Below are 15,202 nucleotides of genomic sequence, written 5' to 3'. Positions count from 1 at the left end.
AGCGACCGCAGCGACATAGCTGCCGGCATCCGGCAGACACTGCCCGTGGGCATGGGACTCATTCCGCTGGGGCTCGCATTCGGCCTGCTCATCGCACAGACTGGCTTTAGCTGGTGGTGGGCCCCCATCTTCTCCTTCGTGGTCTACGCGGGGTCGATGGAATTCCTCGCTGTCGGCCTGGTTATGGCGCATACGGGTCTGCTCGGCTGTGCCGTGACGTCCTTTATGGTCAACTTCCGCCACGTCTTCTATGGGCTGACGTTCCCACGCGACCGGATACAGTCTCGTCTCGGTCGCGCATACTCCACATACGCGCTTACCGACGAGTCGTATGCCATCGTCTCTGCGGCAAATGCGGACGAAAAGATGTCGGGCCACCGACTGCTGACGATTCAGATTCTCTGCCAGTTATTGTGGGTGGGCTCCGGTATTGTCGGGGCTCTAACCGGCGCAGCACTGCCCGAGGGTATCCGCGGTGCCGAGTTCGCACTGGTGGCGCTCTTTACGGTGCTGGCCATGGACGCGTTTGAGACTTCTAAGGACTGGTCACTGCCCCTGTCCGCTATCGTCTGCACGCTGGTGGGCTGGCTGATTAACCCGAACCAGATGCTGGTTATCGGACTGCTGATGTACTTCGGCCTGCTGCTGTTGCGCGTGTGGTCACCGCGGGTGGATCGGGTGATGCGCATGACGTCGGCAAGCAATCAGCGTGTAACGGAGGGAGAGCGAGCATGACCGCGATGCCCGATTCCGGCTATGTGCTTGCCGCGCTCTTTGCGATGGGTACGGTGACTCTTGCGCTGCGTGCGCTGCCGTTTGCGTTCGTGCGCACTCTGAAAGGGTCTCCCCTGTTCGAGTTCCTCGGCACGACCATGCCGGTTGGAGTCATGGTGGCGTTGGTTGCCTACACCGTCTTCGGGCGGCTAGGACTCAGTGGTGAGAGTGGCGACCCCGGCGCTGCCTGGGCCGTGCCGGTAGCACTGGTGGTCACCATTGGCCTGCACTGGTGGCGGCGTAACACCGTGATTTCGATTTTTGTAGGCACGGCGCTGTATATGGTCCTCGTGAACCTTGTCGCGTGAGGTGCGCTGTGTGTGGACAGTGCCAGCGAACCAGTGGCTAGCGGCAGTGGCTAGAACTGCGCCGGTACCTGGCCTGTGAAGTCCGGTAGTCCCGGAATCTGGGGCAGCTGCGGGGTTTCCGGCAGATTCAGTAGTTCGCCGAGATTCGGGCTCTCGGGCAGGTTCGGGACGCTTGGGATGCCCGGCAGGCTCGGGCTGTCGGGCAGGCCAGGCAGCGATGGAGTGCCCAGCGTGCCGTCGAAGGCATTCTGAACATCGCTGGTGTGAGTTTCCTTCGTGCCGTAGGTGTTAGCAGCGACGCTGAAGTCAGGTCCAATGGATGCCGAGGCGTGAACGCTCTGGCGGTCATCGGACCAACCCCACTTTGTGCCAATCACACCCGGCAGCGTGGCGGTGCCATAGTCCTGGCGATAGCCGTCCGCCGCCTCAGGTGACGCGGTGCTCATAGCAACCAGCACCGGGTCAGAGGGGTTCTCGCGCTTCTTGGCCTCCAGGAATTTCACAGTGTCCGCGCTGGACGTAGTTGAATTTCCCCAGTGACCTGCGCCGTGGGTGTTGCTGAGGCCGTATTCACGCGCAGTGGCGTTGATGGAATCCGGGTATCGGCCGTAGAGCTCACTGGCGATATTGTCATCGGAGTAGCGAATCATCTCTGTGGCCTTCGCCTTGTCCGCTTCTGTGCCATGTTTGAAGACGTAGTCCGCAATGTAGAGCTTGACAATCGAAAGCCCCGGACGAGCTTCATTCTCGTTCGCCGTACCGTAGTGCGTGCCACTTGGGGTGTGGGTAAAGCTGATCTGGGTTCGCCCCGGAGCATCAATAGTGCCCTGCGGAGTCAGTTTTGGCTGCGGAGCCGCAGCGACGTTTCCAGCTGCCAGCGGAAGGCTGGTGACAGCGATGACACCGGTAAGACCCATGCGAATCGCGCGGGAAGGCCGTGGAGTAAGACGATGACGAGCGTTCATAACAAAAAACCAATCTACACGCGCAGGTGACCGACGCGCTGCCAAGCTGGATCGTAACCGGTATCGACGACATGCTCTCCCTCGGCCCACGTCTCCGCAACAGCTCGCAGACCCGCCTCCGCATCAGATGCCGGGTCAATAAAGAAGTGCATCAGAGCCATGCCATCGGATTGCTCAGTTGCAACAAAAATACCCTTGTCCTCAGCGATGGCTTCAGCGGCAGCGGTATTGAACTCGGAGAGGGATTCCTTGGATGCGTCCGTCGGCAAGCCCTTGTCGTCAATATTGCCGAGCATGAGCTGAATCAGCACATGCTGCGTCATAGTCGGGCTCACCAGCTGCGTAATCGGCGCGCGAGTAGCGACGACGAGTGGCTGGCCGTTGGCTTCGGCATCAATGGTGAGCCACTCCGGGCACTCTTCCGCGAGCTGCTCGACGACACCGCCCAGCTCCGGTAGCGGGATCGCACCTTCCGGCTCCTCGCCGGCGAAGGCAAAACCGCGTAGCCATAGGCCGAAGTCCTCCTCCCCCAGAGCCAGCTGCAGCAGCGTGAAACCGAGCTGAGCTACCAAGCGCTCACCGTCCTCCAACTGAGCAATTGCCGGGAACAGCGGGTGGAATAGGCGAACGTCCACTGCCCCATGACCACTGCTAACAGCCACGCGGGCGTCTGCCGGATCGACCTCGGCCGGAGCATCGGCCTCGAGAGCACCCTGTGCAACCAATGTGGCCGCGACATCCCCCAGCGACAGCTTCATCGCCGGATCCGCCTGGCGGAGGTCGGTGAAAGACCACACCGCGCCGTCGTCAGGCGCGGCCTCCAGCCAACGGCGAGCGACCGGACGCAGCTCCGGATCGCCGGCAGCGCTAACAGTCAGAAGGTGGCGAGAATACGGAGCGCCAGCCTCAAACCCCCAGATGAGCCGGTCATTAATAGCGGCGATGCGGCCGCCGACCTCCTTCTGGACATCAATAATGTCCACATCGGCGGCGTTCGGGGCACCATCGATACCGAGCTGGACACTAAACATTGAGTCGAGCGCATCGGCGCCAAAAGAATTCCACCACGACCAGAACTCGTTGATTGCGGTCTCTTCTGCGGCGCGCTGTTCCGGGGAGAACGGAGCCGGATTCTCGTTAGCCATGCTAAATCTCACACTTTCGTTTGCTCGTTTAAAACCGAACCATATGTTGTGCGCCCCAGTATATGTGCCAAGCCGGATTCGCCCCTCAGGTCCATGCGCTAGACCGCGTTAAGCGGGTTGTGGCTCCGGCTCAGCTTCTGCTTCCCTGCCCCAGCGAGCGGCGTAGACCGCACAGATCATCAGCTGAATCTGGTGGAAAATCATCAGCGGCAAAATGTAGAGGCTGGCATCGGCACCGAAGATAACGGCAGCCATGGGCAGACCGGTGGCCAGGGACTTCTTCGAACCGCAGAACTGAATCGCAATGCGGTCCTTGCGGTCGAAGCCCATCTTATTTGCGATGAATCCGGACAACCGCAAAACGAATTCCACCAGCACGACCGAAAGCACACACAGGATGACAATGTCCCCTGCCGGCACCTTCGACCAGATGCCCTGCACCATGCCCTCGGAGAAGGCTGCGTAAACGACCATTGCGATGGATAGGCGGTCAACGTTCTTAGTCGTCTTCGCGGCGGCAAACTTCAGGGTCCAACGGCGAGTGAGCTGGCCGATTGCGAATGGCAGCAGCAACTGCAGCGAAATATCCAAGAACACCGACGAATCCACATGAATGCCGCCACCGGTGGCCATCAACAGCATCACCAGCACCGGTGTGACGACGATGCCTAGCAGGTTAGATGCCGAGGCACTGACGATTGCGCCGGCGACATTGCCCTTGGCGATGGACGTGAAGTTCACACTCGACTGCACCGTCGACGGTGCCAGTGTCATGTACAAAATGCCCAGGTAGAGGCCAGGCGAGAGAATCCAATCCAGGGGTTTCATGAGCAGGCCGAGGATTGGGAACAGCACGAATGTGAAAGCCAGAATGGTTATGTGCAGCCGCCAATGCTTAACACCGGCCAACGCATCCTGCGGGCTCAGGCGCGCGCCATAGAGGAAGAACAAGAAGCCAATGGCGATCTTTGTGGCCCAGCTGAAAACCTCAGCGGTAGTGCCGCTTGCAGGAAAAATAATCGCCAGTATCGCTGCAGCAACGATACCGACGATGAGGGGATCTGGACGCCAATTCACAATTCGTTGCCACATGGACAAATAGCTTAGTGGGCAACCAGATGTTGTCTTACTATTTTGCAGAAGCTTTTCTCTGCAATAATTTTTTTACTTCTTCCGCTCAGCTGCCTTGCGCAGCGCATCCTTGTCCACAGGCTTGAAAGTGGCATTTGCGGAAGAGCCCTTGTCCGTGCACAGTCCTTCCAGACCACAGGAGCTGCAGCCACCGGAGACACCGCAGTCAGCTGCCGGGTTGTCGGAGCAGCAGGCATCATCAGCCGCAGTGTCGGCGGCATCAGTGGCGGCGGAGCCACAGCCGCAGCCGCTGTCACCGTCACCGCACCCACAACCGGAGCCGGACTCGGCGGAGACCTTGGCGTCGTAAAGCGCGATGGTGTGCGAGCCGATAGCCGCACCAATGCCGAGCATGGCGATACCGGCGAGCAGAGCGACGGCGTACCACAGCCACATCCAACCAGAGGCCTCCGGGCGGATGGCGAGGAAGCCGAGCATGGCGGCACCGAGGAAAGCGACAGCGGACACAGCCCACGGCGGGCCGGCAACGCGGTGCGTAATATCCCAGTTTTCCTGGGACTTTCGAGCCTCAGGCGCTCGAATTCCGATCCAGTCATTACCCGGCAGTTTCGCCGACCATGCCAAACCAGCGACAACGGCTATGCAAACAGCCAGAACCAGGGTAATTACAGGGATGACAATCATGCTTCCAATTTATATAGGTGGTTGAGCACGTGCCAAACGCACCTATTAGACTGTGAGACCATGACCAACAGCGAAAAGTCCTCGTCCTCGGCAGAAGCCACCGACTACCGCTACTCCCCCGAGCTGGCGACTCAGCTAGAGGGAAAGTGGCAGGCGTATTGGAAAGATAACGGCACCTTCTACGCCCCCAACCCGGTGGGCGATTTGGCAGCTGCCGACGGCTCGACTCCGCCGAAGGACAAGCTTTTCGTCCAGGACATGTTCCCGTACCCGTCCGGTGTCGGTCTGCACGTAGGCCACCCGCTGGGATACATCGCCACCGATGTCTTCGCGCGCTTCCACCGCATGCAGGGCGCAAACGTGTTGCACACCCTGGGCTACGACGCCTTCGGTCTGCCGGCGGAGCAGTTCGCAATCCAGACCGGTACGCACCCGCGCGTGACGACGGAAGCGAATATCGCCAACATGGAGCGCCAGCTGGGCCGCCTGGGACTTGGCCATGACCGCCGCCGTGTTTTCGCGACCACTGACCAGGACTACTACAAGTGGACGCAGTGGATTTTCCTGCAGATTTACAACGCCTGGTTCGATGAGGATCAGAAGAAGGCCCGTCGCATCGATGAGCTGATTCCGCTGCTGGAGTCGGGCGAGATGGCTACCAAGGATGGTCGCGTCTACGCTGAGCTCAGCGAGACCGAGCAGCGCGAAGCAGTCGACGAATTCCGTCTGGTTTACCAGTCGAATTCGATGGTCAACTGGTGTCCGGGCCTCGGCACTGTGCTGTCCAACGAAGAAGTGACCGCCGAGGGCCGTTCGGAGCGCGGTAACTTCCCGGTGTTCCGCAAGCGGCTGGGCCAGTGGATGATGCGCATCACCGCATACGCTGACCGCCTGGTCGACGACCTGGAGCTGCTGGACTGGCCGGACAAGGTCAAGTCCATGCAGCGCAACTGGATTGGCCGCTCCCGCGGTGCCGAGGTCGACTTCACAGCCGAGGTCGGCCCGAAGGTCTCCACTAAGATCAGGGTCTTCACCACTCGTCCGGACACTCTCTTCGGAGCCTCTTACATGGTGCTCGCTCCTGAGCACGAGCTGGTGGATCAGCTGGTTGAAGCCGGCAGCGGTTCCTACGAGGGCGTGGATGAGCGCTGGACCTTCGGCAAGGAAACCCCAGCTGAGGCCGTCGCCGCTTACCGCGCCGCAATTGCCTCCAAGTCCGACCTGGAACGCCAGGAGAACAAGGAGAAGACCGGTGTCTTCCTGGGCGCTTACGCCACCAACCCGGTGAGCGGTGAGCAGGTGCCGGTATTCATTTCCGACTACGTCCTGATTGGCTACGGCACCGGTGCCATCATGGCTGTCCCGGCCCACGATGAGCGCGACTACGAGTTCGCCACTGCCTTCGGTCTGCCAATCCGCGAGGTCGTCGCAGGTGGTGACATTGCAAAGGAGGCGTACGTCGGTAACGGTACGTGCGTGAACTCCGCCAATGATTCCGGCCTGGACATCAATGGCCTGGACAAGGACACCGCCATCGCCACCGTCATTGAGTGGTTGGAGAAGGAAGGTGCTGGTCACGAGAAGGTCCAGTACAAGCTGCGCGACTGGCTGTTCGCCCGCCAGCGCTACTGGGGCGAGCCCTTCCCCATCGTCTACGACGAGGACGGTCACGCCCACGCGCTGCCCGAGTCCATGCTTCCGGTCGAGCTGCCAGAGGTCGAGGACTACAAGCCGGTCACCTTTGACCCGGACGACGCCGACACCGAGCCAAAGGCTCCACTGGACAAGGCCACTGACTGGGTCAATGTCGAGCTCGATCTCGGCGACGGCAAGAAGAAGTACCGCCGTGACACCAACGTCATGCCGAACTGGGCAGGTTCCTCCTGGTACCAGCTGCGTTACATCGACCCGAATAACGCTGAGGAGTTCGTTGACCTGGAAAACGAGCGCTACTGGACCGGCCCTCGCCCGGAGACTCACGGTAAGGACGACCCAGGCGGCGTCGACCTCTACGTCGGTGGCGTCGAGCACGCAGTGCTGCACCTGCTCTACTCCCGCTTCTGGCACAAGGTCCTCTTCGACCTCGGCTACGTGACCTCCAAGGAGCCGTACCGCCGTCTGTTCAACCAGGGCTACATCCAGGCTTACGCCTACACCGATGCCCGTGGTGTCTACCAGCCGGCGGATCAGGTTGTTGAGCGCGATGGTAAGTTCCTCATCCCGGGCGGCGCCGAAGACGGCTCTGACCTGGAGGTCTTCCAGGAGTACGGCAAGATGGGCAAGTCCCTGAAGAACGCTGTCTCCCCCGACGAGGTCTGCGACAACTACGGCGCCGACACCCTGCGCGTCTACGAGATGGCCATGGGTCCGCTGGACACCTCCCGCCCGTGGGCGACGAAGGATCTGGTCGGCTCGCAGCGCTTCCTCCAGCGCGCTTGGCGCCTGGTGGTCAATGAGGACTCCGGGGAGCTCGCCGTCACGGACGCAGCGCTTTCCGACGACGACCTCAAGGCGCTCAACCGCACCGTGGAAGGGGTTACCTCTGACTACGCAGAGCTGCGTGACAACACGGCCGTCGCAAAGCTCATTGAGTACGTCAACTACCTGACTAAGACCTACGGTTCGACCGGTGCCCCGCGCGCCGCCGTGGAACCGCTGGCCCTCATGCTTGGCCCTGTGGCACCGCACATCGCGGAGGAACTGTGGAGCCGTCTCGGCCACACCGAGTCCCTGGCACACGGTCCGTGGCCGGCAGTTGACGAGAAGTGGCTGGTCGACGACACCGTTGAGCTGCCAGTTCAGATTAACGGCAAGGTTCGCGCTCGCATTGACGTGGCTACCGATGCTTCCCGCGAGGACATCGAGGCCGTCGCGCGTGCCGACGAAAAGGTTGTCGCAGCTGTGGAGAACGCCGGTGGCAATATCGTGAAGGTCATTGTCGTTCCGGGCAAGATGGTCAACCTGGTTGTGAAGAAGTAGCCAAGGAGACTAGTGCGTACAAGAAAGTGTCTGGGTTTATGACAGTTTGAGGCCTAAAATCGACTCAAATTTGTCATAAACCCAGACACTTTCTCGCTTGAGGCTTTCTCGCAAAAACCTCAAGAGGGTGGCTCCGAGGCTGGCCGCCTCTTACCCCTACTTAACGCCCAGAATCAGGACACCGAATGTGGAGAGCATCCACATCAAAGTGAAGGGCATGAGCACCCAGCACATAGCGAGCCACGCGCGCCAGTTGCGGAAGTTTTTCCACTCCACGTAGGTCTGCCAGAAGCCCAAAAGGCAGCCGACCAGGGAGATTACGCCCGGGACAACGGGGAAAAGGATCTCCCAAGTGCGGGAGCAGAGGAAGCTGGACTTACCCGCATCACAGGTGGGGCCACCGACAATGGCGCCGGCGATGCCAATAATGAGGCCCGCGAGCAGCGTCGTAAGAATCACACCCGCGGTGTAGATGTAGGCGCGCTTGCCGGAATACATCTTGCGCTCAAGCTCGTCGAAGATTTCATCCTCATTGCGCTCTGGTGTACTGCGTTCCGATGAATTATCCACCATCTGCTCCCCTCGCCTCTAAATGCCGTCTGATGTGCCTGCCATACTAGGCCGGAGTAATCAGCATTGGCACCGGGCTGTGGCGAACGATGTGGTTAGTCGACGAGCCGATGAAAATTCGCCCGAATGGGCCAAGAGTAGACGAACCCAAAACGAGCAAGTCGCCCTTTTTCCACTTGATGGACTGAATGGCCTCTTCCCAACCGTTGCCGGAGGCTACTTCCGCATCAATGGAAAGGTCTGGGTAACGGGTATGTGCGCGGTCGATACCGCGGTCGAGCAGCCCCATAGCCTGCTCGCGCCACTCAATCATCAGGTCAGAGGAGGGGCCGTAGCCGTTCTCCGTCGGGTACATGGTCGCACCACGCGGCGTAAACGAGACCAAACGCAGGGGAACTTCCCAGCGATATGCCAGGTCAGCAGCCTTATTCAATGCATGGTGGGACTGCGGGGTGTCAATGTAGCAAATGCTGACACGGGTCACACCGTGCTTAGAAAGCTTCGCGCCGGGGATAGCCAATCCCAGCGGGATTGGTGAGTAATGCAGCAGCGCATCCGAGGTCGATCCCGCAGTAAAGCGACTGCGGTTCTTGGCGGCCCAGTCCTTGGTATTGCTTCGACGGGTGCCAAGCAGAACCACATCGGCTTCGAATTCTTCGGCTTCGTTGCAGATAGTTGTGGATTCGCTGGAGGATTCGATGATCCGCACGGCATCGTCGTCAAGCATGCCCTTGCGCAGGCCAGCGAGCTTTAGCTCATCCTTGATGATTTTTTCAAGAGACTCGGTTTCGTGGGAAACCCAGGAGTCATTGGTGCTCAACCGAGCCAGTGAGGTCAGCGGCCAGCCACGCGACAGTGCGCTGACAACGCGAATCTGCACCTTCGTGGTGCGAGCTAACCAAGCGGCGTAAGCAAGCGTTTCGGTGCCGTACTCGCCTGGACGCCACGCAATCATGATACGAAGCGGGCGGGAAGCCATCGCTAATCCTCCTGTGATTACTCAGAAATATCCAAGTGGTGCTTCTGGGTAATAGCCTACGTGGATAGGCGGGCATATTTAAAACGGCACCGAGGAAGTGTAAAAGCTATGTATCCTGCCTGTGGGCTTAAAGGTGGCAGGGCTAGCTGGAAAAGAGACTAGACGCTTGGGTTTGTCTTTGGGTGCTCCGGGTAGTTTTCGAGGATCTTGGACAGAATCGTCTCAAGACCAGCGCCAAACTCCAGCTCTTCCTGGGTCAGCGTGCTGAACATCTCAGCCATCTGCTGATTGCGCTCTTCAGAAACGCGGTGCAGCTCTTCACGGCCACGGTCGGTCAGTTCAACGCGGACGCCACGGCGGTCTTTGCTGTCGCGGACGCGCTCCACCATGCCGGCGACCTCCAAGTGGTGCACGGCGTTCGAGGCGGTGGGCATGCGGATGGCCTCGGCCTCAGCCAACTGGCTGATACGGCAGGCGCCCAGTGCCTCCAGGGTCATCATGATGGACAGCTGCGCGCGGCTGAGCTGGGACTCCGAGGAGCGGCGGCTGTAGAGCAGCTCAGCGCGAGTCAGGAGAGGGCGAATGCGCTTAGCGAGCGACAGAGGAGTAACGGCATCAGGATTGCCAATCGAGCCCGAAGATAATGTCATAGCGACGATGTTATATGCGAACAGTGCTAGTTGCCAATACGAAATTTATTTGGGGTGCTATTTATTTTTCTACAACTGGTGATTTCGGCGATGAAATCACCAGGAATTTTCCACCAAACATCTAAAACCCCAGTACAAAACATTAAACCTATCTGCGTATAAGGTTTTTCGGTGCTGGCAGAAACCCCCTAAAGTGTCACTTCTTCTGTACTTAGAACGTTGGGTTGGAGGTAGCCATACGGCTACTTTCGCGAATGCTTTTGGCTTGTGATATGTCTCGCAGATTCATCCTCGCGGGTGTATTGCTGTCTGCTTTACGACGACTGCAGCGCACGCATCCATGGCGGGGACGAGATGGGCGCAGCAGCGAGTAGGGCGAGGAGGAAGAGAAGAGCGTGGGAGGGCGCGGGGAGGCTAGAGAAGCACAAAAGCGCCAGCGGCTACCGCATGGGTAACCGGCTGACGCTTTTCAAGGAACATGCTCTCGGAGCTGCTCGCTTGTACTTTTGAGTGCTTGTACCTTTTAGTCTTCGCCCTTGATGAATGCTTCGAGCTGTGCTCGCGCAACATCGTCGGCAAGCTGCTTCGGCGGGGACTTCATCAGGTAGGAAGAAGCGGCGTAAACCGGGCCGCCGATACCGCGATCCTTGGCGATCTTGGCAGCGCGAACAGCATCGATGATGATGCCAGCGGAGTTCGGGGAGTCCCAGACCTCGAGCTTGTACTCAAGGTTCAGCGGCACCTCGCCGAAGGCCTTGCCCTCGAGTCGGACGTAGGCCCACTTGCGGTCATCCAGCCAGTCCACCCAGTCGGACGGGCCGATGTGGACGTTGCGGTCATCGATCTTGCCGGCCAGCGGACCGGTGAGATTGGAGGTGACAGCCTGGGTCTTGGAGATCTTCTTGGACTCGAGGCGGTCGCGCTCGAGCATGTTCTTGAAGTCCATGTTGCCGCCGACGTTGAGCTGCAGGGTGCGCTCGAGGCGAACACCGCGGTCCTCAAATAGCTTGGCCATGACGCGGTGGGTGATGGTTGCGCCGACCTGGCTCTTGATGTCGTCGCCGACAATCGGAACCCCTGCGTCTTCGAACTTCTTGGCCCACTCCGGGTCGGAAGCGATGAAGACCGGCAGGGCATTGACGAAAGCTACACCAGCGTCAATGGCGCACTGTGCGTAGAACTTGTCAGCCTGTTCTGAACCGACCGGCAGGTAGGAGACCAGGACATCGACCTTGGCATCCTTCAGCGCCTGAACAACGTCGACCGGTTCAGCCGGGGATTCGTCGATGGTGTCCGCGTAGTACTTGCCAACGCCATCCAGGGTCGGGCCGCGCTGAACCTCAACGCCGAGAGTCGGGACATCGGCAATCTTGATGGTGCAGTTCTCGGAGGAAACAATGGCCTCGGAGAGGTCCTTGCCGACCTTCTTGTCGTCAACATCGAAAGCTGCGACGAACTCGACATCGGAGACGTGGTAGTCGCCGAAGACGACGTGCATGAGGCCAGGAATGGTCTCATCGGGCTTTGCATCGCGGTAGAACTCGACACCCTGCACCAGGGAGGAGGCGCAGTTGCCGACGCCGACGATAGCGACGCGAATTGAACTCATTTGGTAATTCTCCTTGAAACTATGTGCTCGGAGGCTTTGACCTCGCGCCGGGAACTCACACCGGGAACTCGCATCAGGACCTAGCATCAGGACCCCGCGCCAGGGCCTTACGCCAGCGGTGCGGCCGTGAGTGGGTGCACGCATTGAGGTAACGAGCGTGACGTTATACCTTTATGCGTTTTTTGCCGATGCCCGAACCGTGAGGGGGCATGTGTTTACCGATAAAGCGGGGGTGAAATCAGCCCGCACGCGCCTGCTAATCTGTCTTCGTGATGACATGGCAGGGCGAGATCGATCACTCCTTGCTCAAGAAGCAGTTATTGGAGCAGTGGCGTGCAGGGGAGATTTCACGGAAATCACTCTGTGATGCCGATGCTCGGCTGGTCGCTGCCGCGCGTTTTCACGGCAGAAAGCCCCAGGAAGAGTGCCCAGTATGTCGCAAATTCGACCTCCGACTCGTATTCTGGGTGTTCGGAGAAAACTTGGGCCGTCGTTCCGGCTCTGCTTGTACTGAAAACGAATTATCCGCAATAGTTAATGAATATGGTTCGTGCACCGTCAAAGAAGTTGAGGTGTGCCCCGACTGCAAGTGGAGTTTCCTGACCCGGACACTTCAGGCAGCTCGAGAAGAGTCAGAAAACTAGGGAGAGCACCCGTGAGCAATGATCGACCCGATAGCCCAGGCGGTCCTAACAGCCCTCACGAGGGCCAGGGTTCTAATTCATCAGGCGAGTGGTGGGATCAGCCGGATGCTGATTCCTTCAATACGCACGCACACTCCGATGACGCATCGCTTGACGACGATTCCAGTGACAGCATTGATGCTGTTTCGGTCGGTGGCAATGACGAGGGTCTGGCTACCGGTTCAGAGATGACGTCGGCAAGCGAGCCGGATCCGGAGAAGGGGCAGTACGCCCCAGATGACCATGAACCAGATGACCATGAAGAGGAAAGCTCGATGGCGCAAGAAGAACAGCCGACTGACAATAAGCGGCGAATTTTAGCGTGGCTCGGTCTAGCCGTGGCGTTGGTCGTGCTGTTGCCGGTAGTTGTGTTCGGTGTTGCTTATGCGACAACGGACGTGCCGGAGCCAGAGGAGTTGGCCAATAGCCAGATTGCGGTGATTTATGACCGTTCTGGTGAAAAGGAAATCACGCGCATCGTCCCCGAGGGCGGTAACCGAAGCAACATCACTATCGACAAGGTGCCGGATGCTGTACGCAATGCAGTGCTGGCAGCTGAGGATCGTGATTTCTATACCAACCCGGGTTTTTCCTTGACTGGTTATGCCCGTGCGGCTCTGGGAGTCGTGACTGGTAATTCCAGTGCCGGTGGCGGCTCGACCATTACGCAGCAGTACGTCAAGAATGCTGTGGTGGGCAATGAGCGCACGCTGACCCGTAAGGCCAAGGAACTGGTCATGTCGGCGAAGATGGCGCGGGAGTGGACTAAGGACGAAATCCTTGAGGCCTACCTCAACACGATTTACTTTGGTCGTAACGCATACGGTATCGCGGCAGCGTCGAAGGCCTACTTCGGTAAGGAAGTCGGTGAGCTGAATGCCGAAGAGGGTGCCGTGCTGGCAGCCTCGATTCAGCGTCCATCCGCACTGGATCCGTGGACTAACCGCCCGGAGGCTGAGCAGCGTTGGAACTACGTCCTCGATGGCCTGGTGGAGATGAACATCGTCTCGCCGCAGGACCGCGCGGGAATGCAGTACCCGGAGACCATCGATCCGGCGTTGGCGCCGAAGCAGGCTCCGGAGCCCGGCCCGGCTGCCATGATTAAGAATCAGGTTCTGGCTGAGTTGGAGCGCGAAGGTATCTCCGAGCAGGAGGTCAACACTGGCGGTCTACGCATTACGACGACCATTGACCCGACGGTGCAGCAGGCTGCCCTGGATGCGATGGAAAACTACGTCGATCAGTCAACGGGTTTGCGTGCCGCCATCGTTTCGGTGGAGCCGAAGACAGGTGCTGTCCGCGCTTACTACGGTGGCGACGATCCGACTGGTTGGGACTACGCGAACAGCGGTCTGCAGACCGGCTCTACTTTCAAGATTTTTGCGCTGGCAGCAGCGCTCGATCAGGGCATTCCACTGACCGCGCAGTACTCTTCGGCACCTGTGCAGTCCGGTAACGTCACTCTGCACAACGACGGCGGTGCCGGCGGTGGCGTGCTTCCGCTTTATGAGTCCCTGAAGCAGTCGCTGAACACCCCGTTTATTCGCCTGCAGCGCGACCTGAAGAATGGTCCGGATGACACCGCCAAAATGGCTCATCGTCTGGGCGTGGCTGAGTCCATCCCGGGTATTGAAAAGACTCTGATGGACGACAACGGTCACTCGCAGGACGGTATCGCCCTGGGTCAGTACCTCTCACGTCCGCTGGATATGGCCGTTGGTCTGGCTACCCTGACTAACGATGGCGTCTATCAGCAGACTCACTTCGTAGAGAAGGTCGAAAACTCCAAGGGCGAGATTGTTTACGAGTCCAACGCTGACAAGGGCGACCGTCGAGTTTCCAAGGCAGTGGCCACCAATATGATATCGGCCATGGAGCCTATTGCCGGTTACAGCAACAAGCCCTTGAGTGGTGGTCGCCCGTCGGCCGCCAAGACCGGTACTACGCAGTTGGGTGACACCGGCCAGAACAAGGATGCGTGGATGATCGGTTCGACACCGCAGCTGTCGACTGCAGTGTGGGTTGGCAACGTCGATGGTTCGGCGCTCTACAACTCCTATGGTGGCATCATGTACGGCTCGCAAACCCCGGGCGATCTGTGGAAGTACACCATGGATAACGCACTGTCTAACGAGGACTTTGAGTACTTCACCAAGCCGGAGCCAATCGGTGGTGTCGCAGGTGCGCCGCAGTACCAGGCGCCGTCGACCTCTGACTCTGGCTATGACCAGGGCTATGCCCCGGAGACCACAGAAGAGGAGTCGGCCGAGGAGTCGACCTCTGAGTCCTCCGAGGAGCAGCCTGCACCGCTTCCGGTTCCGGGTGGCGATGGCGGAGGCGGTGGCGGCGGAATCGCTGACCTACTGCCCATCCCGATTCCGGGAGGCGGTGGTTTCGGCGGTGGCAATGAAGGCGGCGGAGACCCCGGTAACCCTGGAGGTGGACAGTAAGTGGACACGTGGGTGATTTTCACCATCGTCTGCGTCGCGATTGGCTTCCTGATGTTCGGCACGGCCTTTTGGGGCTTCATGCAGAAGTGGAAACCGGCAATCATTTGGGCTCTGTGCCTGGCAGCTTTCCTATTCGCGACAGTCATTCCGGTGATTATTGCGTTGGCACATGCTTCCTCGACATCAATGTAGGACGCAGGCCAGGTAGTCAGTTGCTAGAGCGTTAACTGCCCACCAAGCACGCGACAACTTCACAATTCAAAGAGGCGCACGCAGTAGCTCTGAACTGCTCCCCATTAGTTGGACTGAGAAAT

14 protein-coding genes are annotated in these 15,202 nt (G+C 59.2%); 6 read left to right on the top strand and 8 right to left on the bottom strand.

What is annotated here, in order from left to right; translation table 11 throughout:
- Window positions 1-51: 51 nt before the first annotated feature.
- Window positions 52-735 (top strand): AzlC family ABC transporter permease, encoded by a 684-nt coding sequence (locus HMPREF2787_RS00070; protein WP_048733174.1) that lies wholly within the window; start codon window positions 52-54, stop codon window positions 733-735.
- Window positions 732-1,082 carry a branched-chain amino acid transporter permease gene (locus tag HMPREF2787_RS00065; protein ID WP_049189416.1) on the top strand — a complete coding sequence of 117 codons (351 nt, stop codon included), beginning with the start codon at window positions 732-734 and terminating at the stop codon, window positions 1,080-1,082. Before HMPREF2787_RS00070 ends, HMPREF2787_RS00065 begins: the two co-directional genes overlap by 4 nt.
- Before the next feature lie 50 nt (window positions 1,083-1,132).
- Here HMPREF2787_RS00065 and HMPREF2787_RS11200 read toward each other — a convergent pair whose 3' ends face one another.
- The 4 genes from HMPREF2787_RS11200 to HMPREF2787_RS00045 form a co-directional block, all read right to left on the bottom strand.
- A complete protein-coding gene (locus tag HMPREF2787_RS11200; RefSeq protein ID WP_048733154.1) occupies window positions 1,133-2,047 on the bottom strand; it encodes a hypothetical protein in 915 nt (304 codons plus the stop codon).
- A 14-nt stretch (window positions 2,048-2,061) separates the two neighbouring features.
- Window positions 2,062-3,192 (bottom strand): DUF695 domain-containing protein, encoded by a 1,131-nt coding sequence (locus HMPREF2787_RS00055; protein ID WP_070858071.1) that lies wholly within the window; start codon window positions 3,190-3,192, stop codon window positions 2,062-2,064.
- A gap of 108 nt (window positions 3,193-3,300) precedes the next feature.
- On the bottom strand, window positions 3,301-4,284 hold the full coding sequence (locus HMPREF2787_RS00050) for a bile acid:sodium symporter family protein (protein WP_070607150.1): 984 nt from the start codon (window positions 4,282-4,284) through the stop codon (window positions 3,301-3,303).
- A gap of 72 nt (window positions 4,285-4,356) precedes the next feature.
- Window positions 4,357-4,968 (bottom strand): SdpI family protein, encoded by a 612-nt coding sequence (locus tag HMPREF2787_RS00045; protein WP_070858070.1) that lies wholly within the window; start codon window positions 4,966-4,968, stop codon window positions 4,357-4,359.
- A gap of 60 nt (window positions 4,969-5,028) precedes the next feature.
- Between HMPREF2787_RS00045 and leuS the strand changes: the two genes are divergently transcribed.
- Window positions 5,029-7,947 (top strand): leucine--tRNA ligase, encoded by a 2,919-nt coding sequence (gene leuS, locus HMPREF2787_RS00040; protein WP_070858069.1) that lies wholly within the window; start codon window positions 5,029-5,031, stop codon window positions 7,945-7,947.
- Between the two features lie 156 nt (window positions 7,948-8,103).
- Here the strand turns inward: leuS and HMPREF2787_RS00035 are convergent, their stop codons facing one another.
- From HMPREF2787_RS00035 to HMPREF2787_RS00015, 4 genes are all read right to left on the bottom strand, one after another.
- Window positions 8,104-8,520 carry a hypothetical protein gene (locus tag HMPREF2787_RS00035; RefSeq protein WP_070858068.1) on the bottom strand — a complete coding sequence of 139 codons (417 nt, stop codon included), beginning with the start codon at window positions 8,518-8,520 and terminating at the stop codon, window positions 8,104-8,106.
- Between the two features lie 43 nt (window positions 8,521-8,563).
- A complete protein-coding gene (locus tag HMPREF2787_RS00030; protein WP_005511918.1) occupies window positions 8,564-9,496 on the bottom strand; it encodes a universal stress protein in 933 nt (310 codons plus the stop codon).
- Between the two features lie 158 nt (window positions 9,497-9,654).
- Window positions 9,655-10,146, bottom strand: coding sequence for a MarR family winged helix-turn-helix transcriptional regulator (locus HMPREF2787_RS00025; protein ID WP_016421708.1), 492 nt, complete (start codon window positions 10,144-10,146; stop codon window positions 9,655-9,657).
- A gap of 523 nt (window positions 10,147-10,669) precedes the next feature.
- Window positions 10,670-11,755, bottom strand: coding sequence for an inositol-3-phosphate synthase (locus tag HMPREF2787_RS00015; RefSeq protein ID WP_016421706.1), 1,086 nt, complete (start codon window positions 11,753-11,755; stop codon window positions 10,670-10,672).
- A 272-nt stretch (window positions 11,756-12,027) separates the two neighbouring features.
- On the opposite strand from HMPREF2787_RS00015, the gene HMPREF2787_RS10965 reads away from it, so the two are divergent.
- Genes HMPREF2787_RS10965 through HMPREF2787_RS00005 form a run of 3 tightly spaced genes read left to right on the top strand, consistent with a single transcriptional unit; the run spans window position 12,028 to window position 15,080 of the window.
- Window positions 12,028-12,399, top strand: a complete 372-nt coding sequence (locus tag HMPREF2787_RS10965; RefSeq protein WP_224433683.1) for a DUF5318 family protein — start codon at window positions 12,028-12,030, stop codon at window positions 12,397-12,399.
- Between the two features lie 11 nt (window positions 12,400-12,410).
- Window positions 12,411-14,888 carry a transglycosylase domain-containing protein gene (locus HMPREF2787_RS00010; RefSeq protein WP_070858066.1) on the top strand — a complete coding sequence of 826 codons (2,478 nt, stop codon included), beginning with the start codon at window positions 12,411-12,413 and terminating at the stop codon, window positions 14,886-14,888.
- Window positions 14,889-15,080: a hypothetical protein gene (locus HMPREF2787_RS00005; protein ID WP_016421704.1), complete on the top strand. Its 192-nt coding sequence runs from the start codon at window positions 14,889-14,891 to the stop codon at window positions 15,078-15,080.
- Window positions 15,081-15,202: the final 122 nt, after the last annotated feature.

The sequence above is a fragment of the Corynebacterium sp. HMSC061H03 genome (assembly GCF_001838215.1).
Lineage (GTDB): Bacteria > Actinomycetota > Actinomycetes > Mycobacteriales > Mycobacteriaceae > Corynebacterium > Corynebacterium jeikeium_D.
The sequence above is the reverse complement of the archived record's forward strand: the minus strand, read 5'-3'. Positions and strand labels throughout refer to the sequence as shown.